This window comes from Gryllotalpicola ginsengisoli DSM 22003 (genome assembly GCF_000419445.1).
Classification (GTDB): domain Bacteria; phylum Actinomycetota; class Actinomycetes; order Actinomycetales; family Microbacteriaceae; genus Gryllotalpicola; species Gryllotalpicola ginsengisoli.
The window spans coordinates 1-25,063 of sequence record NZ_AULK01000010.1; the positions used below are offsets into that span (position 1 = coordinate 1).

The 25,063-nt window shown below is 71.3% G+C and carries 21 protein-coding genes, 1 tRNA gene and 1 pseudogene; 4 read left to right on the forward strand and 19 right to left on the reverse strand.

From position 1 onward, the window contains the following. The 10 genes and pseudogenes from H563_RS16725 to iolC all read right to left on the reverse strand — a co-directional run. Positions 1-414 (reverse strand): DUF222 domain-containing protein (locus H563_RS16725; protein WP_033210877.1); only part of this gene is annotated, 414 nt, incomplete at its 3' end. Between the two features lie 199 nt (positions 415-613). Beyond that, positions 614-1,768 (reverse strand): annotated as a pseudogene (locus H563_RS17100) (Gfo/Idh/MocA family protein). After that, on the reverse strand, positions 1,765-2,661 hold the full coding sequence (locus H563_RS0112935; protein ID WP_022883017.1) for a sugar phosphate isomerase/epimerase family protein: 897 nt from the start codon (positions 2,659-2,661) through the stop codon (positions 1,765-1,767). Before H563_RS0112935 ends, H563_RS17100 begins: the two are co-directional and overlap by 4 nt. Before the next feature lie 36 nt (positions 2,662-2,697). Next, positions 2,698-3,738, reverse strand: a complete 1,041-nt coding sequence (locus H563_RS0112940; RefSeq protein WP_022883018.1) for a Gfo/Idh/MocA family protein — start codon at positions 3,736-3,738, stop codon at positions 2,698-2,700. A 53-nt stretch (positions 3,739-3,791) separates the two neighbouring features. Beyond that, on the reverse strand, positions 3,792-4,736 hold the full coding sequence (locus H563_RS0112945) for a sugar phosphate isomerase/epimerase family protein (RefSeq protein ID WP_022883019.1): 945 nt from the start codon (positions 4,734-4,736) through the stop codon (positions 3,792-3,794). A 34-nt stretch (positions 4,737-4,770) separates the two neighbouring features. Further along, positions 4,771-6,684 (reverse strand): 3D-(3,5/4)-trihydroxycyclohexane-1,2-dione acylhydrolase (decyclizing), encoded by a 1,914-nt coding sequence (gene iolD, locus H563_RS0112950; RefSeq protein ID WP_022883020.1) that lies wholly within the window; start codon positions 6,682-6,684, stop codon positions 4,771-4,773. Beyond that, positions 6,681-7,595, reverse strand: coding sequence for a 5-deoxy-glucuronate isomerase (gene iolB, locus H563_RS16735; RefSeq protein WP_022883021.1), 915 nt, complete (start codon positions 7,593-7,595; stop codon positions 6,681-6,683). The genes iolD and iolB overlap by 4 nt, the downstream gene beginning before the upstream one ends. A gap of 18 nt (positions 7,596-7,613) precedes the next feature. Continuing rightward, entirely contained in the window at positions 7,614-9,167 is a 1,554-nt protein-coding gene (locus tag H563_RS0112960; RefSeq protein WP_022883022.1) for a CoA-acylating methylmalonate-semialdehyde dehydrogenase, read from the reverse strand. A 44-nt stretch (positions 9,168-9,211) separates the two neighbouring features. Then, a complete protein-coding gene (locus H563_RS0112965; protein WP_245556857.1) occupies positions 9,212-10,093 on the reverse strand; it encodes a class I fructose-bisphosphate aldolase in 882 nt (293 codons plus the stop codon). Positions 10,094-10,118: 25 nt separating this feature from the next. After that, positions 10,119-11,090 (reverse strand): 5-dehydro-2-deoxygluconokinase, encoded by a 972-nt coding sequence (gene iolC / locus H563_RS0112970; protein ID WP_022883024.1) that lies wholly within the window; start codon positions 11,088-11,090, stop codon positions 10,119-10,121. Positions 11,091-11,290: 200 nt separating this feature from the next. Between iolC and H563_RS0112975 the strand changes: the two genes are divergently transcribed. Then, positions 11,291-11,362, forward strand: a tRNA-Met gene (locus tag H563_RS0112975). A gap of 119 nt (positions 11,363-11,481) precedes the next feature. Beyond that, positions 11,482-12,054, forward strand: coding sequence for a flavin reductase family protein (locus H563_RS0112980; RefSeq protein WP_022883025.1), 573 nt, complete (start codon positions 11,482-11,484; stop codon positions 12,052-12,054). A gap of 203 nt (positions 12,055-12,257) precedes the next feature. Here H563_RS0112980 and H563_RS0112985 read toward each other — a convergent pair whose 3' ends face one another. From H563_RS0112985 to H563_RS0113000, 4 genes are all read right to left on the reverse strand, one after another. Beyond that, entirely contained in the window at positions 12,258-14,432 is a 2,175-nt protein-coding gene (locus H563_RS0112985) for a S9 family peptidase (protein WP_022883026.1), read from the reverse strand. Between the two features lie 112 nt (positions 14,433-14,544). Beyond that, complete coding sequence (locus H563_RS0112990) at positions 14,545-14,991, reverse strand: SRPBCC family protein (protein ID WP_027479435.1); 447 nt, start codon at positions 14,989-14,991, stop codon at positions 14,545-14,547. 119 nt (positions 14,992-15,110) lie between these two features. Beyond that, positions 15,111-15,449, reverse strand: a complete 339-nt coding sequence (locus H563_RS0112995) for a DUF7882 family protein (RefSeq protein ID WP_022883027.1) — start codon at positions 15,447-15,449, stop codon at positions 15,111-15,113. A gap of 265 nt (positions 15,450-15,714) precedes the next feature. After that, the gene (locus tag H563_RS0113000; protein WP_027479436.1) at positions 15,715-16,401 is read right to left on the reverse strand and encodes an endonuclease/exonuclease/phosphatase family protein; all 687 of its coding nucleotides are present in this window, start codon (positions 16,399-16,401) and stop codon (positions 15,715-15,717) included. A gap of 92 nt (positions 16,402-16,493) precedes the next feature. Between H563_RS0113000 and H563_RS0113005 the strand changes: the two genes are divergently transcribed. Continuing rightward, the gene (locus tag H563_RS0113005) at positions 16,494-17,285 is read left to right on the forward strand and encodes an NAD-dependent epimerase/dehydratase family protein (RefSeq protein WP_022883029.1); all 792 of its coding nucleotides are present in this window, start codon (positions 16,494-16,496) and stop codon (positions 17,283-17,285) included. Between the two features lie 26 nt (positions 17,286-17,311). Here the strand turns inward: H563_RS0113005 and H563_RS16740 are convergent, their stop codons facing one another. From H563_RS16740 to H563_RS0113020, 3 genes are all read right to left on the reverse strand, one after another. After that, positions 17,312-17,995 carry an HAD family hydrolase gene (locus H563_RS16740; protein WP_022883030.1) on the reverse strand — a complete coding sequence of 228 codons (684 nt, stop codon included), beginning with the start codon at positions 17,993-17,995 and terminating at the stop codon, positions 17,312-17,314. 295 nt (positions 17,996-18,290) lie between these two features. Next, a complete protein-coding gene (locus H563_RS0113015; RefSeq protein ID WP_022883031.1) occupies positions 18,291-19,493 on the reverse strand; it encodes an MFS transporter in 1,203 nt (400 codons plus the stop codon). Continuing rightward, positions 19,490-20,665 (reverse strand): 4-hydroxybenzoate 3-monooxygenase, encoded by a 1,176-nt coding sequence (locus tag H563_RS0113020; protein ID WP_022883032.1) that lies wholly within the window; start codon positions 20,663-20,665, stop codon positions 19,490-19,492. The genes H563_RS0113015 and H563_RS0113020 overlap by 4 nt, the downstream gene beginning before the upstream one ends. 223 nt (positions 20,666-20,888) lie before the next feature. Between H563_RS0113020 and H563_RS0113025 the strand changes: the two genes are divergently transcribed. Then, complete coding sequence (locus tag H563_RS0113025) at positions 20,889-22,367, forward strand: MFS transporter (RefSeq protein ID WP_022883033.1); 1,479 nt, start codon at positions 20,889-20,891, stop codon at positions 22,365-22,367. A gap of 292 nt (positions 22,368-22,659) precedes the next feature. Here H563_RS0113025 and H563_RS0113030 read toward each other — a convergent pair whose 3' ends face one another. Together H563_RS0113030 and H563_RS0113035 are read right to left on the reverse strand one after the other, a co-directional pair. Then, positions 22,660-23,394, reverse strand: a complete 735-nt coding sequence (locus tag H563_RS0113030) for an ABC transporter ATP-binding protein (RefSeq protein ID WP_022883034.1) — start codon at positions 23,392-23,394, stop codon at positions 22,660-22,662. Between the two features lie 53 nt (positions 23,395-23,447). Continuing rightward, positions 23,448-24,977, reverse strand: a complete 1,530-nt coding sequence (locus tag H563_RS0113035) for an ABC transporter permease (protein ID WP_022883035.1) — start codon at positions 24,975-24,977, stop codon at positions 23,448-23,450. Positions 24,978-25,063: the final 86 nt, after the last annotated feature.

Below are 25,063 nucleotides of genomic sequence, written 5' to 3' on the forward strand. Positions count from 1 at the left end.
CACCGGGTCGGTGTCGTGCGCCGCTCTGCCGAGCGTCTGCGTGATGGCCTGCGCCGACTCCCGCCCGATGCGCCCGGCCAGCACGGCCTCGGCCACATGAGGCAGCTTCGCGATCTCCTCCGAGTCCCTGACCAGCTGGCGGGCCTCTTTGCCCGAGGAGCCCGTCACCGCCTCCAGCGCGTCGGCGGCCGTGCGATACCCGAGCCGCCGGGCCAGCGAGTCCGGGCCGTCGGCCGAGCGCCGGGTCATCTCGCCGGCGTTCACCAGCTCGATCGCGTCGAGCTGCCGGCGCACCTCGGCCGTGGCCTCGAGGAACGCCACGAACTCCCGCGGCCCCAAACACGAGACATCCGTCGGCAGCAGGGCGGCAAGACGCGCCATCGCGTCCGCAGCGGCCGGGCCGATCACCGTCATCACACGCTCCACACACGCACGAAGCACACCCCTTTTCGGGCGGCTTCTTCAGTTGTGGCGCGGACAGGTCAAGACTAGCACACGCGTAGCAAACTCGACCAGCTTTTTCCCCTACTTGTTATCAACAGATTCGAAGACACGTCCGAGTTGTCCACAAGCCCACGACCCCGCACCCCGCTCCCCGACGAGCGGCACCGCCTCAGCCGGTCCTCACCCACTCGCCGCTCGCGCCCGAGCGCTCCGCCGCGTCCGCGACCGCCGCAGCGGCGCGCCCGTCGGCGACGGACGGCCCGTGCTGCACCCCGTCGGCGATCGAGCGCAGGAACTGCGCCGCCTCGATGGTCTTCAGGTCGTCGAATCCCATCGAGGTGCCGCCGCCGGGCTGGAAGCGGGCGAAGTCGCCGTCGCCCGGCTGGGCGTAGAGGGTCGTATAGCCGTAGTCGCGCTCTCCCCTGATCGCCAACTGCAGCTCGTTCAGCCGCTGGAAGTCCCAGCGGAGCGAGCCATCCGTGCCGTACACATCGATGACCTACTCGGCCCGCGGCCCTACCGCGATGCGGCTCGACTCGAACACCCCGAGCGCGCCGTTCTCGAAGCGGGCGATCACGGCAGCGTAGTCCTCGTTCTCGACCGCGCCGGGCGCGCCGGTCGCGGTCGCGTTGTGCCCGATCGCGGCGCCGGTGAGCTGCGGCCGCTCCGCGATGAAGGTCTCCTGCGCGGCCGAGACCTCGGCGATCGGCCCGACCAGGTGGCTCGCGAGGTCGAAGCCGTGCGAGAGCAGGTCGCCGTACACGCCGGAACCGGCGCGGTCACGGATGAAGCGCCACATCAGCGCCCCGTCCGGGTCCGAGGAGTAGTCGGCGAGGAACGAGACGCGCACGTTCGTGATGCGGCCCAGGCGCCCGGCGGCGATCAGCTCGCGCGCCTTCTGGATCGCCGGCGGGTTGCGGTAACTGAACCCGACGGCCGTGACGACCCCGGCCTCCGCGGCGGCGCGCGCGATGTCGTCGCTCTCGGCGAGGCCGCGGCCCATGGGCTTCTCGATCCAGAACGGCTTGCCGGCGGATGCCGCGGCCAGCGCCAGCTCGCGATGCAGATAGTTCGGCGAGCAGATCGACACCGCCTGCACCTCGGGGTGCGCGAGCACCTCGCGCCAGTCGGCGACCGCGTCCCGGTAGCCGAGCAGGTCGACGGCGTCGCGCCGGTTCGCCTCCACGAGGTCGGCCGCGACGACGAGCTCGGGCCGCACCTCCAGCTCGGGGTAGTGCTCCACGACGTTGCGGTAGGCGCGCGAGTGCGCGCGACCCATCCACCCGACGCTGATCAGCCCGATGCCGACCGCGCGGCGGCTCATGCCCCGGCGCCGGCGGCCCCGGCCCCGGCCTGCGCGATCAGCTCGCGGATCTTCGCCAGCTGGTAGGCGGAGGTCTCGTCGGCGGTCTCGTCCTCCCCGAAGACGTTGGAGACGAGGATCGCGTCCTCCCTGGCGAGGAATCCGGAGGCGGCGAGCGCGCCGAACAGCTCGGCCCAATCGACGTCGCCGGCGCCGATGCGCAGGTGCTGGTGAACGCGGGTCGTGTTGCCGGGCGGGTTGGTGATGTAGCGCAGCCCGTGCGAGCGGTGGTGGTCGAAGCTGTCGGCCGTGTAGACCGCCCGGAGCCGGTCGCCGAGCTCGGGGATCAGCGTCGCCGCGCGGTCGCCGTAGTGGAAGGTGTGGCTGCCGACGTACGCGAAGCCGACGGAGGCCGAATTGAGTCCGCGGATGATGCGCCAGGCCTCCAGGCCGTCCTCGACGAAGTCGTCGGGGTGCGGGTCGATGTTGACGGTGACGCCCTCGCGCTCGATGATCGGCAGCAGCTCCTCCATCGAGCGGTAGAAGCCCGCCTCCGACTCCTCGGCGCGTTCCGGTCGGCCGGAGAACTCGGTGTTGATCACCGGCGCCTCCAGTTCGACGGCGATCTCGATGATCCGCTTGAAGTTGCGCACGGCCGCCTCGCGCGGCAGCTCGTCGGGCCACGACCAGCGCTGCACCGGCTGCAGCCCGACGACTCCGACGCCGGCATCCGTCGCCGCCTTCTTCACCTTCGCGAGGTAGTCGTCGTCGACGCGCGGGTGCGCGTAGAAGGGGATGAAGTCGGGGTGCGGGGTGAGGTGGATCCACCCGTAGCCGGCGCGGGCGACGACGTCGAACAGGCCGAGGAAGTCGGTCTGCGAGAAGTAGGGGGTGGGGTCGAGGGCGATCTTCACGTTCTGAGGTCCTCCGGGTCTCAGCTGGGCCGCGGCTCAGGCGCCGACGGGCACGGCGCCTGCGTAGAACGCCGGGATCTCGGGCAGTTCGACCGGCACGGGGCCGCTGGTCTTCAGCGCCTGCACGCCGGCGGCGCAGGCGACGGCGACCTTGTAGCCGTCCCACGCGGAGGGGCCGGCGATCGTGCCCTGCTTGGCGGCGTCGACCCAGTCCTGCACCTCGACGTCGTAGGCCTGCTTGAAGCGGGTCTTGAACGACTGGTGTTCGTCGATCTGGAACTTCGCGTCCTGCCACAGCTGCAGGCCCTCGGGCTGGCCGATGCGGGCCACGCCCTTCTGGAACACGGCCTCGGTGGCGACCTGGTAGCCGAACTGCACGCTGACGTTCATCTCGACGTCGACGAGCACGCCGTTGTCAAGCTCGAACAGCACCAGCACCGGTTCGCGCAGGTGGTCTGGGCTCAAGGCGTTGCGCTTGGCGTACTTGACCTCGACGGAGGTGATGGTGGCGCCGGCCAGCCACGGCACGACGTCGAACTCGTGCACGACGGAGTCGGTGATGAGCATCTCCTGCGTGTAGCTGTCCGGCACCGAGGGGTTGCGGTGCACGGCGCGCAGCATGAGCAGCTCGCCGGCGGTGCCGGAGGTGATCAGCTCGCGCAGCCGGCGGTACTGGGCGTCGAAGCGGCGCATGAAGCCGACCTGGATGAGCTGCTTGCCACCCTTCTGCTCGGCCTCGAGCACCCGCCAGGAGGACTCCGGGTCCTGCGTCAGCGGCTTCTCGCACAGGATCGGCAGGCCGGCCTCGAGCGCCGGCAGCAGCACCGGCTCGTGGAACTGGCCCGGCGTGGCGATGATGACGGCGTCGAGCACGCCGGCGGAGATCGCGTCCTCGATGCGGGTGAAGGTCTGCGCGCCCGGGGCGAGGGCCGCGGCCGCGGCGGCGCGGCCGGCATCCGGTTCGATGATCGCCGAGACGGATGCTCCGGCGATGGTGTTCGTGAGGCGCGCGATGTGGTCCGCGCCCATCTGGCCGGCTCCGACGACGCCGACGCGCAGGTCTGCAATGGTGCTCATGGGGTGTCTTCCTTCTTCATTGAGAATGACGTCTGCGTTGAAACGACGTGTATTCAGCGGATGCGCGTCAGCGGGCTGCAGCCGAAGATGTGCTCCCGGGTGCGGGTCGCGATGCCGAGCGGCAGCTCGATGTCGACGCCCGGCATGTCCTGCTCGACGATCGCGAAGATCTCGGGGTCGATCGCCGAGACGGCCTCGATGATCGGCGCGAACTCCGGGATGCCGGCCGGCGGCTCGACCATGACCTCGCTCGCGGCATCCGCGAACGCCACGTCGTTCTTGAGCACCTCGAAGCGCAGCTCGGGGTCGATCTGCTTGAGGTGCAGGTAGCCGATGCGAGTGGGGTGGGCGTTGATCAGCTTGACGTTGTCGCCGCCGTAGTAGGCGAAGTGGCCGGTGTCGAGGCACAGGTTCAGGTACTGCGGGTCGGTGAGCTCGAGCAGCCGCTCGACCTCCCGGTAGGTGCCGACGTGGCTGTCGGCGTGGGAGTGGAACTGCTGGTGCACGCCGTACTCCTCGAGCAGGGCCTTGCCCAGCCGGTCGTGGCCGGCGGCGAGCTTGTCCCACTGCTCGGGGGTGAGGGTGCGCGACTCGAGGGTCTCGCCCGTGGCATCCGATCGCCACAGGTCGGGGATGACGACGATGTGCTCCGCGCCGAGGGCGTGGGCGAGGCCGGCGACCTTGACGGCCTGATCCCAGGCGCGCTGCCACTGCTCGGGCCCCTTGTGGAAGCCGGTGAACACGGTGCCGGCCGACAGCTCGAGGTCACGCTTCGCGAGCTCGTCCTCGAGCTCGTGCGGGTCGGTGGGCAGGTAGCCGTAGGGGCCGAGCTCGATCCAGTGGTAGCCGGCAGCCTGCACCTCGTCGAGGAAGCGCTGCCAGGGGATCTGCCGGGGGTGCTCGGGGAACCAGACGCCCCAGGAGTCGGGGGCCGTGCCGATGCGCAGTCCCTGGGTGTGCGGGCCGGCCGTGGTGGGGGTCGTGGCGGTGTCGGTCATCGAAGGTCTTTCTGTGCAGAGGGGGGATCGGGGTTCAGCCGAGGAGCGGTCGCTGCTTCTTCTGCTGCTCGCGGTATTCGTCGTAGGCGCGCTTCGTGCTCTCCAGGTCGGCGACCTGGGCGACGGGCACGTCCCACCAGCCCTCGCCCTCCGGCGCGTAGACGAAGGGGTCGGAGTTGATGTGGATGAGCGTCGAGGTGCTGCTCGCCTTGGCGTCGCGCACGGCGGCGGAGAGCTGGTCGATCGCCTCGGGGCCGGGGTGGATCTCGACGACGTCGATGCCGTAGCTGCGGGCGTTGGCGGCGAGGTCGACCGCGGTGAGCAGGTCGCCCTTCTCGAAGTTCAGCTCGTCGCGGTCCAGGTAGCGGTAGCGGGTGCCGAAGCGCTGCGAGCCGACCGTCTCGGAGAGGTGGCCGATCGAGGCATAGCCCTCGTTCTGGATCAGCACGACGATGATCTTGATGCCTTCGGCGACCGCGGTGGCGAGCTCCGAGTGCAGCATCAGGTAGGAGCCGTCGCCGACCATGACGATCACGTCGCGGTCGTCGCCGAGCGCCTCGAGGCCCCGCTTGACGCCGAGGCCGCCGGCGATCTCGTAGCCCATGGTCGAGAAGGCGTACTCGACGTGGTAGCCGAGGCTGTCGCGCACCCGCCACAGCTTGTGCAGGTCGCCGGGCAGCGAACCGGCCGCCTGCACGACGACGTCCTTCGGGCCGCTCGCCGCCTGCACCGCGCCGATGATCTCCGGCTGACCCGGCAGGTTGAGGCCGGTCGGGGTGAACGCGCCGTCGACCGCAGCATCCCACGCGCGCTTCTCGGCGGCGATGCGCTCGGCGTATTCGGCGCTCACGTGGTGCCGGTCGAGCAGGGCGCGCAGCGCGGTCAGCGTCTCGCGGGCGTCGGCGATCACCGGCAGCTGGGTGCCGTGCTTGAACGCGTCGAACGGGGCGACGTTGATGTTGACGAACGCGACGTCGGGATTCTGGAACGCGGTGCGGCTGGCGGTGGTGAAGTCGCTGTACCGGGTGCCGATGCCGATCACGAGGTCGGCCTGGGCGGCCAGCCGGTTGGCGGCCGTCGTGCCGGTGGCGCCGACGCCGCCCAGGTACTGGGGGTGGTCCCAGACGAGCGACCCGCCGCCGGCCTGGCTGGTGCCGACCGGGATCCCGGTGAGCTCCACGAGCCGGCGCAGCGCCTCCTCGGCGCCGGAGTAGATGACGCCGCCGCCGGCGACGATGAACGGCTTCCGGGCGGCGCGGATCGCCGCGACGGCGGCCTCGAGCGCCCACTGCTCCGGAGCCGGGCGGCGGATGTGCCACTCCCGGTCCTGCAGGAACTCGAGCGGCACGTCTAGCGCCTCGGCCTGCACGTCCTCCGGCAGCGCGATGGTCACGGCGCCGGTCTCGGCCGGGTCGGTCAGCACGCGCATGGCGGCCAGCGCGATCGAGAACAGCTGCTCGGGGCGCTGCACCCGGTCGAAGTAGCGCGACAACGGCCGGAACGCGTCGGTGACCTGCACGCTCGTGTCGTGCGGGTGCTCGAGCTGCTGCAGCACGGGGTCGGCGACGCGGGTGGCGAAGGTGTCGGCGGGCAGCAGCAGCGCCGGCAGCCGGTTCGCGGTCGCGAGCGCGGCGCCGGTGAGCATGTTGGCGGCGCCGGGTCCGACGGATGCCGCGGCGGCGAAGGTCGCCCGCCGGCGATGGATGCGGGCGAAGCCGACGGCCTGGTGCACCATGGCCTGCTCGTTGCGGGCCTGGTGGTACGGCATCAGGGTCGGGTCGGCCACGTTGTACTGCTTGAGCGCCTGGCCGAGCCCGGCGACGTTGCCGTGGCCGAAGATGCCGAACACACCGGGGATGGTCCGCTCGCGGAGGTCGCCGTCGACGGTCCACTGGTGGGCGAGGAACTCGACCAGCGCCTGGCCGACGGTCATCCTCTTCGTGGTCATCGGGCGGCTCCTTCGGGTTCGCGGATGCCGCCTGCCGCGTAGGGCAGGCGCGGGTCGGCGGTCTCCTGCTCCCACTGGGAGCGGATCCACGCCTGACGCGGGTCGTCGGAGACCAGCCACACCCGCTCGGGGTCGGGGCCGGCCATGACGTTCAGGTAGTAGAGGTCGTACTCCGGCGCGGCCGCGGCCGGGCCGTGATAGCCGAACGGCACGAGGGCGACGTCGCCGGTGCGCACGAGCGCTTGCGTGTCGATCTCGCCGGCCTGAGACGAATAGCTGGCGAAGCTGCCGAACGCGTCGACGCCTTCGGGGGCACGGATGCCGCGGGCCGGCGCCGCCTCGAAGTAGTAGATCTCCTCCAGCCGGGACTCGTGCCCCGGCACCAGCTCGTCGTGCTTGTGCGCCGGGTGGGAGGACCAGTTGCCGCCCGGGGTGATCACCTCGCACACGATGAAGGCCGCCGCGTCCAGCGCGTCCGGCGTGCCGAAGTTGTGCACCTGGCGGGTGTCGCGGCCGGCGCCGCGCACCTCGACCGGGATGTCGGCCTTGGCGAGGTACCGGCTCGGCTTGCGCACCGTCGTCGGCGCCTCGGCGACGGCGACGCGACCGCTGCCGCGGATCGACAGCGCCTGCCCGGCGCCGATGTAGGCGACATCCGTGGGCCCGTCGAAGACGCTCGCGCGCCCTTCGAGCGTGGTCGTCGTGCCGTCGTGCTCGACGCGGAACGCGCCCGACAGCGGGATGACGAGGCGCTCGACCTCGCCCGCCGGGAGGTCGACAGAGCCGCCGTCGAGGGCGGCGACGCGGAGGCCCGTGTGCTGCCACCCGGGCAGCTGCGCGTCGACGACCGACTCCCAGCCGTCACGGGCGAGCGAGCCGCGGGGGAAGAACCATTCGTTGCGTACTGCCATGCTGCTCGTCGTTCCGGGTCAGTCGTTCTGGGGGAAGCCGAGGTTGATGCCGCCGTGGGTGGCCGGGTCGAGCCAACGGCTGGTGACCGCCTTCTCACGGGTGAAGAAGTCGAAGCCGTGCACGCCGTAGGCCTTCGCGTCGCCGAACAGCGACTTCTTCCACCCGCCGAAGGAGTGGTAGGCCACCGGCACCGGGATGGGCACGTTGATGCCGATCATGCCGACCTGGATCTCGTTCTGGAAGCGGCGGGCGGCGCCGCCGTCGTTGGTGAAGATCGCGGTGCCATTGCCGAACTGGCCGGAGTTGATCAGGTCGACGCCGTCCTGGAAGGACTGCACCCGCACCACCTCGAGCACCGGGCCGAAGATCTCCTCCTGGTAGGCGCGGGAGGTGGTGGGGATCTCGTCGATCAGGGTCGGGCCGAAGAAGTACCCGTCCTCGTGCCCCTCCACCTTCAGGTCGCGGCCGTCGACGACGATCTTCGCCCCGTCGGCCTCGGCGATGTCGACATAGCCCGACACCTTCTCCTTGTGCTGCTTGGAGATCAGCGGGCCGAGGTCGGGCTCGCCGTCGGGGCCGCCGGCCCCGTTTCCGACCTTCAGCCCGGCGATGCGGGTCTTGATCTTCTCGATCAGCTCGTCCGCGACCGGCTCCACCGCCAGCACCACCGAGACGGCCATGCACCGCTCACCCGCGGCACCGTAGCCGGCGTTCACCGCCTGGTCGGCGACCAGGTCGAGGTCGGCGTCGGGCAGCACGAGCATGTGGTTCTTCGCGCCGCCGAGCGCCTGCACCCGCTTGCCGTTCTTCGAGGCGGTCTCGTAGATGTACTGCGCGATCGGGGTGGAGCCCACGAACGAGATCGACTGCACCCGCGCATCCGTCAGCAAGCCGTCCACGGCGACCTTGTCGCCCTGCAGCACCGTGAACACGCCGTCCGGCAGCCCGGCCTCCTTCCACAGCTGCGCCAGCCACAGCGACGCCGACGGGTCCTTCTCGGAGGGCTTGACGACCACGGCGTTGCCGGCCGCGATCGCGATGGGGAAGAACCACATCGGCACCATCGCCGGGAAGTTGAACGGGCTGATGATGCCCGCCACCCCCAACGGCTGCTTGATCGAGTACACGTCGATGCCCGTGGAGGCCGACTCGCTGAACCCGCCCTTGGTCAGGTGCGGGAACCCGCAGGCCAGCTCCACGACCTCCTGGCCGCGGTTGATCTCCCCCATCGCGTCGGAGAGCACCTTGCCGTGCTCGGCGGTGATGATCGCCGCCAGCTCCTTCTTGCGCGCGTTCAGCAGCTCCCGGAACGCGAACACGACCGCCTGCCGCTTCGCGATCGAGAACCGGCTCCACACCTCGAAACCGCGCTGCGCGGAGGCGATCGCCGCATCCACCTCGGCCTCGTCGGCCAGGGCGACGCTCGCGGTCTGCGCGCCCGTGGCGGGGTTGAAGATCGGTGCGGTCCGCCCGCTCGAAGACGGCGACAGCGCGCCGTCGACCCAGTGCGAGACGACGGGCAGATCGGATGCCTGGGCGACGCCCGCAGGCGCCTCGGTGGTGTTGGTCATGACGGTTCCTTCGATATTGCGGAAATCGGGTTGAAGGCGGTCGCTCAGCGACCGTGGACGAGGGCGGCGGCGATGTCGACGGCCTTGGCCACATCGTCGTCCTGGGGGTAGAGCAGGGTGCGGCCGACCACGAGGCCGTGCACGCCGGGCAGCGCCAGCGCGGCCGCCCACGCGTTGTAGGTCTCGTCGGGGTCGCCGTCGGAGTCGCCTCCGAGCAACAGGGTCGGCAGCGTAGCGGCCTCCATCACGCGCTCCATGTCTTTCACGACCGGCAGCTTCAGCCAGGTGTAGGCCGAGGAGGCGCCGAGACCGCAGGAGATCGCGACGGAGGTGATCACGGCCTCCGTGGAGAGGTCGTTCACGATCTTCCCGTCGACCCAGTTGCTCATGAACGGCTCGAGCATGATCGGCAGCCTCGCGCGGGCGGAATCCGTGACCGCGTGCGCGGTCTCCTCGAGGGTGCGCGCCGTGCCGGGATCCTGGAGGTTCACCCGCACCAGCAGCTTCGCGGCGTCCAGGCGCGAGGAGACCATCGAGTCGACGTCGTAGCCGGTGTAGCGGTCGTCCATCTCGAACACGGCTCCGCGCAGGCCCCCGCGGTTCATCGAGCCCACGGCGACCTTCCCGTCGAGGGCGCCGAGCAGCGCGAGGTCCTCGATGATGTCGGGGGTGCCGAGCACGCCGTCGACGCCGGGCCGCGACAGCGCCAGCACGAGTCGCTGCAGCAGCTCGTACCTGCTGGCCATCGCCATGGGGTTGTCGCGCACGCCGAGGGCGCCGCGCGCCGGGTGGTCGGCGGCCACGATGAACAGGCGTCCGTCGCCGTGCACCAGCGGGCGCCTGGTGCGGGAGGCCAGCGCCGAGGCGATCGCCGCGGGGTCGCGGTGCCGGGTCTGGCGCAGCCGGGCGAAGGCCTCGTCGTCGATCGGTCGGTGGACGCGCTCGGTCAGATCAGGCGTGGACACGGTCGAGCTCCTTCACAATCGCGTCGACCTCCGCCGTCGTCGGCATGGCGGTCGAACATTCGCGGCGGGTGGCGACGATGGCGCCCGCGACGTTGGCGAAACGGATGACCCGTTCCAGATCCCAGCCCTGCAGCAGGCCGTAGCACAGGGCCCCGCCGAAGCCGTCGCCGGCGCCGAGCCCGTTCACGACCTCGACCCGGTAGGGCGCGACCTCGACGGTCTCCTCCGGCGTCTTGGCGAGCACGCCGCGGGGGCCCTGCTTGACGATCGCGAGTTCGACGCCGCGCTCCAGCAGGGCGTCGGCGGCGCGGTGCGGGTCGGTCTCGCCGACCGCGATCTCGCACTCCTCGCGGTTGCCGACGGCGACCGTGACCTGCTCGAGCGCCCGGCCCACCTCGGTGGTCGCCTCGGCGGGCGAGGGCCAGAACATGGGCCGGTAGTCCAGGTCGAGGATGGTGAACGGGGCGCGGCCGCGGGCCTGCCACGCGGTGTGGTGGGTGCTGCGGCTCGGCTGCCGGGACAGGCCGGTGACGGTCGCCCAGAAGATCCGCGCCGATGCGATCGCCTCGAGATCCAGGTCGGCATCCGTGATGGCGAGGTCGGGGGCGATCGGGTCGCGGTAGAAGTACAGCGGGAAGTCGTCGGGCGGGAAGATCTCGCAGAAGGTGACCGGGGTCTTGAGTTCCGGCACCCTGGCGACTAAGCGGTCGTCGACGCCCAGCCGGCGCAGCTCGCGGTGCGCGTACCGCCCGAACGGGTCGTCGCCCGTCGCGGTGATCACCGCGGTGCGCAGACCGTGCTGGGCGGCGGCGATCGCGACGTTGGTCGCGGAGCCGCCGAGGTACTTGCCGAACGTCTCGACGTCTTCGAGGCCTACGCCGTCCTGCAAGGGGTAGATGTCGACGCCGATGCGACCGACGGTGACGACGTCGTAGCGCTGGTCACCCCGTGCGATCATGCTTCACTCCCTTGTCGAGCCGTTCGCGATGTGCACCACGCTAGCACTCTTTTGTCCTGTCAAACTAACAAGTGCGCGCATCCGCTCTCGGTCGCCGCGGATCGCCCCGCCGTCGCCCGCCGTCACCTTCCGCAACACGTCGTAAGGGTCGGTAACGAAGCTCGCCTCGCCCTGCCGCCTGCGCCTAACGTGGCCGACATCGCGGCGACCCCAGGCGGTGGGGCGGCGGGCTCATCCCCCGCAGCGCGCGGGTTCGATTCCCGCCGTCGCGTCGAGGGGGCGGCGGCCGACTGGGGCGCCGGGGCGGCCCGGGCGGCGGGGTAGCGCCCGGGCCGCGGCACCCGACCCGCGGCGCCGTAGGTGCGCCGCCCGACCTACAGTGGGAGACGAGATGAGCGCAGAAGAGGCCGCGGTCCGGGCGATCGGGCAGGTGCAGGGCGAGCCCCGCTGGGACGAAGGCCTCAGCCCCGCCGAGTTCAAGCTCGCCTTCCGCAACCACCCCGCCGGCGTCGCCGTGGTTACCGCCGATGCGGGCGACGGCCCCGCCGGGCTGACCGCGACGTCGGTGTTCTCGGTGAGCGCCGAGCCGCCCCTGCTCGTCTTCTCGATCTCGCGGCAGTCCTCGGCCGCGCCCGTGCTGCTCGCCGCCGACACCCTCGTGGTCAACCTGCTCGGCACCGACCAGCTCGAGGTGGCCAGGCTGTTCGCGACCAGCGGCGTCGACCGTTTCGCCGACACCTCGATCTGGGATCGCCTGATCAGCGGCGAGCCGTACATCCCCGGCGCGCACGCCTGGCTGCGCGGCCGGGTGATCAACCGCATGGAGGCCGGCACCTCCACCGTCGTCGTCGTGCACGCCCTGCAGGCGAAGCAGCCGGCCGAGCGCGACGCCGAGGTCGCCCGCCCGCTCGTCTACCACAACCGCACCTGGCACGAGCTCAGCGATCGCTCCAAGCTGCGCTGACGTCGATTCGTCGAAAAGCGCTCACCAGATGCCCATGAGCAGCCATTCCTGACGAATGGCGGAAGGCCCGGGCATCCGTTCGTCGAAAACTGTCGCCGTGCCCCGGGCGGCGGACGCAATGTGACGAATCGGCAGGCGGCGCGGGCGGCGGACACAATGTGACGAATCGGCAGGCGGCGCGAGCGGGCGCCGCGCCCCCCGGGTCAGCCGAGCGTCGCCGGCACCTCGGCCTCGCGCCCGAGCACGTGCTGCGCCAGGAAGGCGAGCACGACCTGGTACCAGACCTTCGCGTGCTGGGGCGAGAGCACCCAGTGGTTCTCGTCGGGGAAGTACAGGAAGCGGTGCACGGTCGAGCCGTCGTCGGCCGCGGGCAGCCCCGACTTCGACAGCAGCTCGTACCACAGCCGCAGACCCTCGCCGATCGGGACCCGGTAGTCCCGGTCGCCGTGCACCACGAGCATCGGCGTGGTGATCTTCTCCACCGACAGGTGCGGGCTGTTCGCCAGCGCCATCTCGGGCGTCAGCTCGCGCTGCCAGTACATCGCGGCATCCGTCGTCGGCCCGAACTGGTCGAGCGCCCACAGGCTCGCGTGCGTGACGATCGCGGCGAAGCGGTCGGTGTGCCCGGCGACCCAGTTGGCCATGTAGCCGCCGAACGAGCCGCCCATGGCCGCGGTGCGGGTCTCGTCGATGTCGGGGCGCTGCTCGGCGGCATCCGTGATCGCCATCAGGTCGGTGAACGGCGCCTGCCCCCACGCGCCCCAGCCGCGCTGGATGAACTCCTGCCCGTACCCGACCGACAGCGCCGGGTCGGGCAGCAGCACGGCGTAGCCCTGCGCGACCATCAGCCACGGGTTCCACCGCCACGACCAGGCGTTCCACGATCCGAGCGGGCCGCCGTGGATCCACAGCAGCAGCGGCGCCGGGCTCTCGGCGCTCGCCCCCTCGGGCAGCGCGAGCCAGGCGCGCACGCGGGCGCCGTCGCCGGCGGTCGTCTCGACCTCGGTGAGGGTGCCGGGCAGCGCGGGCGCGTCCACCGGCGAGCGCAGGGCGACGGCGTCGATCGGATGCCTCGACCCGGCCGGCCCCTGCGCGAGGAAGCCGCCGAGGTCGACGCGTACCGGCTCGCTCGGGGCGAGGTAGCTCGTGCGCAGGGCATAGACGGCGGAGCCGTCGCGCGCCACGGCGACGTTCGAGAAGGCGGCGTCGTCGGCGGTGATGCGTTCGACGCGGGGCTCGGAGGAGGCATCCGTGATGCCGTTCTCGGCGCTGACCAGGAAGAGCGGCTCGCGGCCGTCCTCGTCGGCGGCCACGACGAGGCCCGAGCCGTCGGGCAGCCAGGCGAGCTCGGCGGGCCAGCGGTCCCATTCGGCGGCGACCAGGCGCGCCTCGCCGCCCGCGGTCGGCACGAGGCGCAGGTTGACCCGCGGCGCCTCGAACGGGGTCGTGATGGTCTCGGAGACGAACGCGACCCAGGCCCCGTCGGGCGAGACGACCGGCCCCATGGCGTCGTAGCCGGGGTCGTCGACGAGGGTGCGCTGCTCGCCCGTGGCGGTGTCGATCGCCACCAGGATGGCGCGGGTGTCGGCGCCGGGGCCGGGCACGTTCCAGCTGGTGATCAGGGTGGCGCCGTCGGGGGTGAGGTCGGCGGCGTGGTTCTCGAGCGCGCGGGTGGCGCCGGTGAGCTGCCGCAGCTCGAGGCGGCCGGCGGGCTTCGGGGCGTCCTCGCCCTCGGCGGGCGGCAGCGGCACCGCCGGCGCGTCGGCGAGCGCGGCGAGGTCGGCGGCGAAGCGTCGGGTCTGGGCCGGGCCGAGGTCGTGGTCCCAGAACCGCACGGGGTAGCCGGAGTGCAGGATGGCCTGCACCTTTGCGTCGGTGCGGGCCTTGCGCAGCTTCTCGTCCTCGGCGAGGTCGGCGGCGCTCGGCAGCACCTCGGCGGCGACGCTGACCACGTCGGCGTCCCTCGCGGCGATCGCGCCGCCGACGCCGCCGGGGGCGGTGCCGATCACGCGGGCCTCGCCGCCGTGCGCGGGCAGCAGCCACAGCGCGGGCGGGGCGTCGTCGCCGCCCTTCGTGTCGGGGTCGGGGCGCGCGGAGGTGAAGAGCAGGTCGCCCGAGCGGGTGAAGACGGCGGATGACTCGCCCTTGGCGCTGCGGGTGAGGCGGTGCGCCGGCTGCTGGCCGGCCGGGTCGACCTGCCACAGGGCGGTGGAGTATCCCGTGCGGTCGGGGCCGAGCGTCTGCACGCCGACGACGAGGCGGGTGCCGTCGGGGCTGAGCGCGAGCCCGCTCACGCGCGGGATCGCGATGTAGGCGTCGAGGTCGTGGAACGGGGTGGCGGGCGGTTCGGACTGCGGTGTCTGCTCGGTGTCGGTCACCCTGGTGTGTCTAGCACGCCCGTGTTTCACGGGCGTCTCAGGGCCCTGCCCCGGCGCATCCGATCGCCCGCGCCGCCCGGCCGTCCCGAACGCCGCGCCCGGCGCGGTCGCGTCACCCGACGTCGCCGCGCCAGGCGCCCGTCTCGACGTTGCGGTTCTCGATGAAGGTCTTGAAGTTCTCGAGGTCCTTGGCGATCGCCCGGTCGTCGAAGCCCGCGACCGCGCCGATCTTCTCGACCGCGCCGACCGGCTGCCACTCCAGCTGCACGGTGACGCGCGACGACACGTCGTTGAGCCGGTGGAAGGTGACGACGCCGGCGTGGGTGCCGTCCTCGCTCTTCCAGGCGACCCGCTCGTCGGGGTGCTGCTCGGTGATGGCGGCGTCGAACTCGCGCTCGTCGCCTGCGACCTTCACGCGCCAGTGGGTGTGCGTGTCGTCGAGCTGGGTGATCTCCTCGACGTAGTCCAGGAACTGCGGGAAGGTCTCGAACTGGGTCCACTGGTTGTAGGCGGTGCTGACCGGGACTCCGACCTCGATGGACTGCGTGACGCTGGCCATGATGGCTCCTCTCTGTTCGCTGCCGTATCGGCTGCTCACAGACGGTTACCCGCCCGGCGGCAGGCGGAAACGCGGGTTACGTCACGCGCCGGCGCAGGTCACGGAGGGGTGGGCGCAGGTCACGGAGGAGTGGGCGCGCCGGCCTGCCTCAGGTAGTCCTCGACCTGCTCCTCGGTGATCGCGAGCATGCCGCGGATGCTCTGCGACGAGCGCATCAGCGCCTCGATCCAGTGCCGGTTCAGGGTCTGCCGACTCGAGTCGTCGAAGACGAACTCGATCGGGATGGCCGGGTGCAGCCACACACAGCGTCGGGCGGTGTCCTCGTCGAGCACGCCGTCGAGGTCGAGCATGAAGGACTCCTGCGCCTGCAGCTTGGACGTGATGGCGACCCTCAGGTGGGCCAGCAGCCGGTCGTCGAGCCGCAACTCGCGACCGAAGCCGTAGACGAGGGTTCCCATTGCGCAAGCATGGCACACGGCCGGGCGGCGCCGTGAGGTCGCCGCAGACCGCGTCCCGCGCGGGCTCAGTCGTCTTCGAAGTCCAGCTCGCAGCGCGAGCAGTGCAGCACGCCCCCCTCTCGGCGCAGGTAACCGCCGCAGACGGGGCACGTCTCGGCGGTCTCCTCTGACGAATCAGACATGATGCCGCGAACGTACCCATCCCGCGGCCTGGCATTCCCCGCCGGCGCTCAGGCGAGGCCGTCGACGGCCCGCGGCCCGTGCTTCAGGCGGCGGCCTCGGCGCCTTCCTTGTACGCCGCCGAGACGAGGATCGGCTTGTGATCGGATGCCCCGGCCGGGAGCGTCTCGACGGCGTCGACGCGCAACCCCGTCGAGGTCGCGAAGTCGAAGTGGCCGCGGAAGTACTTGTACCGCGCGTAGGTGGTCGTGTCGCTGCGGGAGAGCTCGTAGCCGGACTGCATCATGCGCGCTCGCAGGCTCTTCTGGAACCACGGGTAGTTGAAGTCGCCGACCATCAGGGTCGGCAGGCCGGGGCCGAGGTCGCGCAGCATCGCGTGGGCCGCGTCGATCTGCGCGCGGCGCAGGGAGTTGGCGGCGGTGAGCGGGGCGGCGTGGAACGACGCCATCACGATCTCGCGTCCCGCCTCGGCGTCCACCAGCCGGGTGCCGACCAGCCGCTCGTGGGCGGGGGCGAGCAGGTGGTCGTGCAGCGACTTCTTCAGCGCGAACGCCTTCGTCGCCACCGTCTCGAAGCGGTGCTGCCGGTAGTAGAGGGCGAGGCCCAGCCGGTTGCGCATCGTCGCCCCGGCCAGGCGCAGGCCGCCGATGTGCTCGGGCAGGCCGGTTGCGCATTCCTGCAGGCACAGCACGTCGGGGTCGAACCGCTCGACGAGGCCGACGAGTTCGCCGCTCGCGTGGTTCTCGCGAAGGTTGTAACTGATCACGCGCATCGCGGTCAGCATAAATGAGACGGGTGGCCTGGAGGATGAACTCATATCCCGCCGGGGTACGGACCCGGAGGGACGGAGCGGGAGGAGGACGGGTGAAACGGATCGCGATCACCGGCGGCGGCGGCAGGATCGGGCGGACGATCGCGCCGCGGCTCGCGGCCGAGGGGTACCGGGTGCGGACTATCGATGTGACGGATGCGGGCGGCGGGGAGGATCACGTCGTCGCATCCGTGCTCGACCCGGCGGCCCTCGACGCGGCCCTGCGCGACGTGGACGCGGTCGTGCACCTGGCCGGCCACGCGTCGGAGCGGCCCTGGGCCGACCTCCTCGCCCTCAACATCGACGGCACGCAGAAGGTGCTCGAGGCGTGCGTTCGCGCAGGGGTGCGCAACGTGCTGCTGGCGAGCTCGATCCACGCCGTCGGCTATGCGACGCCCGAGCAGCTGGCCGGCGTCGAGGTCGCGCCGCCGCGGCCCGACACGTACTACGGCGTGAGCAAGGCGGCGCTCGAGGCGCTCGGCAGCGTGTTCGCCGACCGCTTCGGCATGGCGGTGGTGTCGGCGCGCATCTGCACCTTCGCCGACGAGCCGGGTGACGGGCGTGCGCTGGCGAGCTGGCTGTCGCCGGGCGACATGGTGCGGCTCGTGCGCGCCGCCGTCGAGCTGGAGACCCCGGGCCACCGCATCGTGTGGGGCGTCTCGCGCAACAGCCCGGGCTGGTTCGATCTGAGCGCGGGCGAGGCGATCGGATACTTCCCGCAGGACGACGCCGTCGAGTGGGTGCGCGACGAGGCCGACGCCCCGACCATCCCGGAGCGCGACGAGCTGCTCGGGGGCGAGTTCGCCGACCCGGGCTACGCGCTCGGGCACGACGCGTCGCAGTGACGCCGGGCGGTGACGCGGGTCGGCGGTTACGCGCGCGGGGCCAGCGGCTGGTCGCCGGCGAGCACCGGCCAGGACCGTTCGGCGGCGATCTCGAGCATCGTCGCGTCGGAGCCGACGACGACCGGGTCGGTGACTCCGTCGAGCAGCGGCAGGTCGCTTGGGTGATCGCCGTAGCCCCAGCTGCGCGTCACGGGCGGCCGGTGGGCGGCCGAGTACCGCCCGATGGCGGTGCGCTTGTCTTCGCCGATCATCGCGGCGGCGATGCGGCCGGTGTAGGCGCCGTCGGCGATCTCGAGCCGGGTGCAGAACAGCTCGTCGACGGCGAGCTCGTCGGCCAGCGGCTGCAGGGGGGCCTCGAACGAGCCCGACACGAGCACGATGCGGGCGCCGGCCGCGCGGTGCTCGCGCAGCCGCTGCAGCACGTCGGCGCGGAAGAATCCGGGCTGGGCGGAGACCTCGCGGTACCAGTCGCGGCCCGCCGCGCGCACCTGCTCGACCGGCTGGCCTGCCCAGAGCCCGAAGTAGAGGCGGTTGAACTCGGCGCGGTCGAGCTGGGTGACCTGCTGGGCGAGCTCGCGCAGCCGCTCGGGGGCGACCATGGAGGGTACCCGCTTCAGGTAGAAGAGCAGGAAGGACTCGAGCGTGCGCAGCGAGACGAGGGTCTCGTCGACGTCGAAGAACGCCGCGCTCGCGCCGCCTGGCTCCGACATGGGTGATGCTCCTTGAGGGTCGACCGGTCGCGCCGGGGCGCAGAACGGGATGAGCGTAACAGCCGTGCAGCGCCTGCGCCCGGCCCACGTTCGGGCGGTGCGGCGGCGAGGGATGCTCCCTCAGACCCCAGCCCGGCGAGGGTGTCGCCACGGTGATCCCTTCGGGCGCGGTCAGCGTTCGCACTCGCTCATCTTTCTCACGGGCGCAGTTCGCACGATGCCGCAGGTCGAAACCCGCAGAAGCCCTGCCGAACCGTGCGATCTGCGCCGGATCGTGCGCCAGGTCGCCCGGCCCTCACCCGATCACCCGCGGCCTGCTGACCAGGAACCCGACGCCGACGAGCGCGAGCCCGACGGCGGCCAGGATCAGGAGCGCCGGCGCCCACCGGCCGCTCGTGTCGTGGATCGCGCCGATCGCGACGGGGCCGGCCGCCGCGAACAGGTATCCGATCGACTGCGCCATGCCGGACAGGGCCGCCGCCTGGGCGTGATGCGCCGTCCGCAGCCCGAACAGCGAGAGCGCGACCACGATCATCGTGCCGCCGGCCAGGCCGGCGAGGCAGGCCCAGAGCGCGCCGGCGGAGGGGGCGAGGAGCAGGCCGATCACCGCGACGACGTAGACGCCCGGCGCGACGGTCGCGGTCAGCCGCAGCCCGCCGCGGCGCGGCACGAGCCCCGCCGCGCTCAGGCTGCCGGCGATGCCGAGCGCGTTGAACAGGAACTGGTGCACGCCGGCCTCGGCGGCCGGCACGCCGCCCGCCCGTTCGATCGACGGCAGCCAGGTGACGAGCACGTAGAAGCCGACCGACTGCAGGCCCATGAACGCCGTCACCTGCCAGCCGAGCGCCGAGCGCCAGGGGCTGCGGCCGAGGTTCTGGCCCTCCGCGCCGGCCGCGGTCTGCGGCATCCGTGCGGCCCGGCCGCGCAGCTGCGGCAGGACGACGGCGAGCGCGATCACCGCGAGCCCGGCCCAGATGCCGAGCGCCAGCCGCCATCCGGTCCCGCCGGCGCCCGCGACGGGAACCGCGACGCCGGCCGCGATCGCCGCGAACGCGCCCTGCACGCACGAGTAGGCACCCGTGAGCTGGCCGATGCGCTCGGGGAAGTCGCGCTTCACGAGCGCCGGCAGCACCACGTTGAGCACGGCGATCGCGGCGCCGAGCAGCGCGGTGCCGAGCCACAGCCACACGGCGCCCGGAACCGAGCGCAGCACGACCCCGATCGCGAGCACCCCGAGGGCGGCGGCGAGGGCGGGCTCGACGCCCATACGCCGGGCGAGCGGCGGCGCGAGCGGCGAGATCGCGGCGAAGGCGACGAGCGGCAGGCTGACGAGCACGGATGCCGCCGCGGCGCTCAACCCGAGTTCGTGCTGCACCCCGGGCAGCACCGGCCCGACGGCGGTGATCGCGGCGCGCAGGTTGGCGGCGACGAGCAGCACGCCGACGAGAGCGAGCGCCGGCCGCACCGCCGCGGCGGCCGGTCGCGCGGCACTGGTCACAGGGGCAGCCCCGAGTACTGCTCGGCCAGCGACTCCATCGCGTGTCTCGACCCGGTCACGTAGGCCAGCCTGCCCAGCTGGCTGCGGTACTGGAACTCGGCGGAGTCGTCGTCGGCGGGGGCGCGGTGCAGCAGCTCGGTCATCCACTGCGAGAACTGCTGCACCTTCCACTGCCGGCCGAGCGCCTCCGACTCGTACGCCTCCAGCCGGCCGTCGTCGCCCGCGTAGTGGTCGGCGAGGCCGCGGGCCAGCAGCGTGACATCGGCGATCGCCGCGTTGAGACCCTTCGCCCCGGTCGGCGGCACGATGTGCCCCGCGTCGCCGGCGAGGAAGAGCCGGCCGTGCCGCAGCCGGGCCGACACGAAGCTGCGCATGGGCGTGATCGACTTGTCGGTGATCGGGCCCTCGTGCAGGGTCCAGCCCGGCACGCCGAGCCGGGTCTGCAGCTCGTCCCAGATCCGGGCGTCCGGCCAGTTCTCGATGCGCTCGTCGTTCGGCACCTGCAGGTACAGCCGGCTCACCTCCGGCGAGCGCATCGAGTGCATCGCGAAACCGCGCTCGTGCAGGCAGTAGATCAGCTCGTCGGTCGAGGGCGCGACGTCGGCGAGGATTCCGAGCCAGGCATACGGGTAGCCGCGCTGGTAGGTCGTGAGGCCGGGGATGCTCGGCCGCGAAACGCCGTGGAAGCCGTCGGCGCCGACGACGAAGTCGGCCGTGAGCTCGGTCTCGGCGCCGCCTGCGACGTAGCGCACCCGCGGAGCATCCGTCGTCAGCTCGTGCAGCGAGACGTCGGATGCCTCGAACACGATCTCCGACCCGGCCTCGCGGTGGGCGCGGACCAGGTCGGCGACGACGGCCTGCTGGCCGTAGACGGTGACGGTGCGCCCGATCAGCGCGTGGAAGTCGACGTGGTGCCGCTGCCCGTCGAACTGCAGGTGGATGCCGTGGTGCGTGAGCCCGTGCTCCGCGATGCCGTCGCCGAGGCCGAGCCGGGTGAGCTCTTCGACCGAGCACTGCTCGAGGATGCCGGCTCGGATGCGGCCGAGGATGTGCTCGAGCGAGCGGTTCTCGATCACGACGCTGTCGATGCCGGCCGCGCGCAGCGACCACGAGAGCAGCAGCCCCGCGGGGCCGGCGCCGATGACGGCGACCTGGGTTCGGGTGGTGGACATCGTTGTCTCCTCGGCTCTCGGACCGTAGCTCATCCTGTCGGAAAGCGTCCGCGGCGACGGTCGCGGCGGTCTCACTCAGTGGGATCAGGGGGCGGGCATCCGCCGCGCATCCTGTGCCACGATGCTGCCTATCCGTCGGTGAGAGCGCGACGGAACAAAGAGAATCCCGTTCACGAGGAAGTGAAGCGATGAGCACTCTGATGATCGACCGCGAGGGCGCACGATGAGCGCCCCCTCCACGCCTCAGCCCGCCGGCTCGCCCCGCGCCGAGGTCCAGGCAGGCGAGCCGATCCCCGACGAGGCCCGCGAGCTCTTCGCCCGGCTCGACCGGATCCAGACCTGGTCGCTCTCGCCGGCGTTCCTCGCGATCATCGGCATCGGGTTCCTGTTCACCTTCTACGACATCTTCGACATCAACGTGTCGTTCGTGCAGACCTGCACGCAGCTCGTCAAGGGGTGCACGCCGGAGGACGCGCTGTCCTCCCTGCCGCTGCCGACCGTGCTGAATCTGCTCGGATACGTCGTCGGCACCCTGGTGCTGTCGCCCATCTCCGATCGCATCGGCCGCCGCAACATGCTGCTGATCACGATGCTGGTCACGGGCCTCGGGTCGCTGTACTCCGCACTCGCGCCCGACTACGGGAACTTCATCCTCTCCCGCACGCTCACGGGCGTCGGCATCGGCGCCGACCTCGCGATCGTGAACACCTATGTCGGCGAGGTCTCGCCCCGGCACTCGCGGGCGAAGTACACCACCGTGGTGTTCATCATGTCGGCGCTCGGCGCCTTCGTCGGGGTCTGGCTCGGCCTCTTCCTCACGACCGAGAAGGCGCCCTGGCCCACCGGACTCCCGTTCGCGATCGACCTCGCGTCGGGGTGGCGCTGGATGTACGGGGTCGGCGCGATCCTCGCCCTCGTCGCCATCCTGCTGCGCTTCCAGCTGCCCGAGTCGCCCCGCTGGCTGCTGCAGCGGGGCAAGCACCAGGAAGCCGAGGCGGTCACCGCGGACATGGAGCTGCGCGCCGCGAAGACGGGCCCGCTCGACCTCGCCACGACCGACGGCGTGCCCACGCACTGGCCGCCGTCCCGCCGCGTGCCGTATGCGGACATCTTCACGAATCCCGTCTACCTGCGACGGATGATCCTGCTGTTCTGCATGTGGTTCATCGGCTACATCACGGTCTACGCGTACGCCTCGGGCTTCACCTCCGTGATGACGTCGCTCAAGTACCCGGCCTCGGAGGCCGGCGTGATCGCCGCCGTCGGAACGATCGGTTTCGTCGCCGAGGCCGTGATCATGGCGTTCATCGTCGAGAAGCTCGAGCGCCGCTACTGGCTGCCCATCGCGACGGTCGTCACCTTCATCGGCGCCGTGATGGTCGCCTTCGCCGGCACCTCGGTGGCCGTGTCGTTCATCGGCGCGATGCTGATCTTCGCCGGCTTCAACCTGTGGGTGTCGCCGACCTACGCGCTCACCGCCGAGCACTTCCCCACCCGGGCGCGCTCGACGGGCTTCGCCATCGTCGACGGCGTCGGCCACGTCGGCGGCGGCATCGGCATCCTGGTGCTCGCGCCGCTCATCCCGCACCTGTCGGTGTTCTGGGCGCTGATGCTGATCTCGTCGTTCATGATCATCGCGTCGGTGCTCGCCCAGTTCACCGTGCACACGAGGAACCGGTCGTTCGAGCAGGTCTCGCCGTAGGCATCCGTCGCCCCTCGCCCGGCCCGACCGGGACCCGGCCCCGTCGGCCGGCGCCTAGCCGAGCGCGGGGTGGCCGGGCCGCAGGATGAGGCGGAAGTAGCGCCGCAGTTCGGCGTCCATGACGAGCGGCCGCCTGCGCGCATTGCGCTCGACGAGGTGGTGCAGGCGGCGAGTACGACCCGGGTGCGTACAGGTTCGAGCGCTCCCTGATCGCCGGATCCTGACGGCACGGCCTCGGCCCCGGGGCGACGCGGCTGCGTCACTCCCGGGGCCGTGATGCAAGAGCGCCGGCTCAGATCTCGCGGACCTGCCCCTGCTTGAGGTGGAGTCGCCGTTCGGCGCGCTTCGCGACCCAGGAGTCGTGCGTGACGATCACCACGGTGAGGCCCCGGTCCTTCCACTGCCGCTCGATGAGGGTCATGATCTCTTCGCGGGTCGCCTCGTCGAGCGCACCGGTCGGTTCGTCGGCGAGCAGGACGCGGGGGTTCTTCACGAGTGCGCGGGCGATGGCGACCCGCTGCTGCTGGCCGCCGGAGAGCTCGGCGGGCAGGTGGTCGAGGCGTTCGGCGAGCCCGACCTCGGTGAGGGCGGCCGTCGAGCGCTCCCGGATCTCGTCCTTCGAAAGCTTCGCCAGGGAGCCGGCGAACGCGGATTCGACGTTCTCCAGCGCCGTGAGGGTGGGGATCAGGTTGAAGCCCTGGAACACGAAGCCGATCTCCGTGGCGCGGATGTCGGTCAGCGCATGGTCGCCGAGCGCGGCGATGTTGCGCTCGCCGAGCGTGACTTCGCCGCTGGTCGGCCGGTCGAGTGCGCCGAGCATCTGCAACAGCGTCGATTTGCCGCCTCCGGTCGGCCCCTGGATGGCGACGAGCTGTCCGGCAGGGATCGAGAGGTTGACGCCGCTGAGTGCGACGACCTTCTTTTTCTTCTGCTGATACGTCTTCGTGACGTCGGTGAGGCGGTAGATGGGTGAGGGCGGGGCGGATGCCTCTGCCTCTGCCGCGATGGTCGTTTCGGTCTCGGTCATGATGTGTCCTTGTTGATCGGGTTGAGTGGTGGCGCCGCGTGAGACGGCAGGGTTCAGGCGACGCTGCGCAGCGCTTCGGCCGGCCGCAGACGGGAGGCGCGCCATCCGCCGAGGGCGCCCGCGATCAGGCCGCCGGCGATGGAGAGCCCGATGGCCAGCAGGATGATGTCGACCGTCACGGGCGCGTGCAGCACGACGTCCGCCGTCGAGGTGGTCGAACCGCCGCCGCCGAAGCCGGGCGCCCCGCCGCCCCCGGGGGCGCCGCTGCTGACGGCCGTGGACCGGGCTTGAGTGCCGGTGCCGGTCGTGCTGCCGGAGATGGTCGGCGAGACGATGTTCACCACGAGGATGCCGGCGAGACCGGCTGCGGCTCCGACGATGCCGCCGATGATCCCTTGGACGACCGACTCACCGGCGACCTGTCGCGTGATGCGTCCGTTCGACCAGCCGATGGCCTTGAGCGTGCCGAACTCGCGGGTGCGCCGGGTCACGCCGGAGATGGTGAACAGGATCGCGATGAGGAACGCCGCGGCGAGCACCGCGATCGACAGCCACTTGCCCAGGTTGGAGATCAGGGTGGAGGCCGTCGACAGGGAGCCCGAGATGCTCGAGGCGAGGTCCGCCTCGGTCGACACGGTCGTGCCCGACATCTTCTTCTCCAGCGCCGACTTGATCGTGTCGACGTCGGAGGACGAGGTCGCCGAGACGTAGATCGCGGTGACCTTGCCGGTCTCGCCGGAGAGCTTCTGCGCCGTGTCGAGCGGAATGTACACGTCCGAGGCGGTGCTCGAGGACGAGCTGGTGGACGAGACGATGCCGACGATCTTGAAGGTGGCGCTGCCGAGCTTGATCGTGTCGCCGACCGACTTCGAGTTGGTCTTCGCGTAGGACTGGTCGAGGATCGCCACGTCCTTGCCGCTGTCGGAGGCCGTGAAGGCGCGGCCGCTCGTCGTCGTCGTGCTGGTCAGGGGGCCGACGATGTCGCCGGAGACGGGGATGCCTTCGACGCTCGTCTGATCGAAGCTGAAGTTCCCGCCGCCGAAGCCGCCGCTGGAACCCGAGCTCGAACTCGAACCGGACTGGCCCTCAGGCGCGCCCTGAGAGCTTCCGCCGCTGCCGCTGCTGCCGCTGCCGCTGCTGCCGCTGCTCTGGCTTTGGCTGATGCTGCCGGAGAAATCCGTGTCCTGCAGTTGCAGCACGCCCGTGGCCTTGCTGACGCCTGCGGTCTTCTCGACCTCGGTCACGTCCGACGCCGGGAGCGTCTGGCTTCCCATCGCGAGCGAGAGCCGCGACTGGTTGAGCTTCGTCTGCCCGCTCGATGAGCCCGGCGTCGAACCGGAGCCGGAACCGAAGTTGAAGCTGGGCTTCGATCCGCCGCTCGCGGCGGAAGCGGTCTTGGTCACGGTGATATCCGTGCCCACACCGTAGACGGATTGCAGGGCGGTCGCCTGGGCGGCTTTGACTCCGCTGGAGACAGAGGAAACGATGACGACGAGCGCGATGGCCAGCGCCATTCCGATGCCGATGATGACGGTCTGCTTCTTGCGGTTCGTGAGCTCGCGTCTCAAGTACGTGAGGAACATGGATCTCCTTGAAGTGAGGGGGCCCGTTCGCTTCGGGTGCGAACTCTGGCTGAGAGCCATGACGCTAAGCACCGCCGGTGAGGCAG

Bases quoted from the DNA above. Each gene is read 5' to 3' on its own strand.
- H563_RS0112940 (WP_022883018.1), bottom strand. From the start codon at position 3,738: ATGAGCACCATTGCAGACCTGCGCGTCGGCGTCGTCGGAGCCGGCCAG.
- H563_RS0112945 (WP_022883019.1), bottom strand. From the start codon at position 4,736: ATGACCGACACCGCCACGACCCCCACCACGGCCGGCCCGCACACCCAG.
- iolD (WP_022883020.1), bottom strand. From the start codon at position 6,684: ATGACCACGAAGAGGATGACCGTCGGCCAGGCGCTGGTCGAGTTCCTC.
- iolB (WP_022883021.1), bottom strand. From the start codon at position 7,595: ATGGCAGTACGCAACGAATGGTTCTTCCCCCGCGGCTCGCTCGCCCGT.
- H563_RS0112960 (WP_022883022.1), bottom strand. From the start codon at position 9,167: ATGACCAACACCACCGAGGCGCCTGCGGGCGTCGCCCAGGCATCCGAT.
- iolC (WP_022883024.1), bottom strand. From the start codon at position 11,090: ATGATCGCACGGGGTGACCAGCGCTACGACGTCGTCACCGTCGGTCGC.
- H563_RS0112980 (WP_022883025.1), top strand. From the start codon at position 11,482: ATGAGCGCAGAAGAGGCCGCGGTCCGGGCGATCGGGCAGGTGCAGGGC.
- H563_RS0112990 (WP_027479435.1), bottom strand. From the start codon at position 14,991: ATGGCCAGCGTCACGCAGTCCATCGAGGTCGGAGTCCCGGTCAGCACC.
- H563_RS0112995 (WP_022883027.1), bottom strand. From the start codon at position 15,449: ATGGGAACCCTCGTCTACGGCTTCGGTCGCGAGTTGCGGCTCGACGAC.
- H563_RS0113000 (WP_027479436.1), bottom strand. From the start codon at position 16,401: ATGCGCGTGATCAGTTACAACCTTCGCGAGAACCACGCGAGCGGCGAA.
- H563_RS16740 (WP_022883030.1), bottom strand. From the start codon at position 17,995: ATGTCGGAGCCAGGCGGCGCGAGCGCGGCGTTCTTCGACGTCGACGAG.
- H563_RS0113020 (WP_022883032.1), bottom strand. From the start codon at position 20,665: ATGTCCACCACCCGAACCCAGGTCGCCGTCATCGGCGCCGGCCCCGCG.
- H563_RS0113025 (WP_022883033.1), top strand. From the start codon at position 20,889: ATGAGCGCCCCCTCCACGCCTCAGCCCGCCGGCTCGCCCCGCGCCGAG.
- H563_RS0113030 (WP_022883034.1), bottom strand. From the start codon at position 23,394: ATGACCGAGACCGAAACGACCATCGCGGCAGAGGCAGAGGCATCCGCC.
- H563_RS0113035 (WP_022883035.1), bottom strand. From the start codon at position 24,977: ATGTTCCTCACGTACTTGAGACGCGAGCTCACGAACCGCAAGAAGCAG.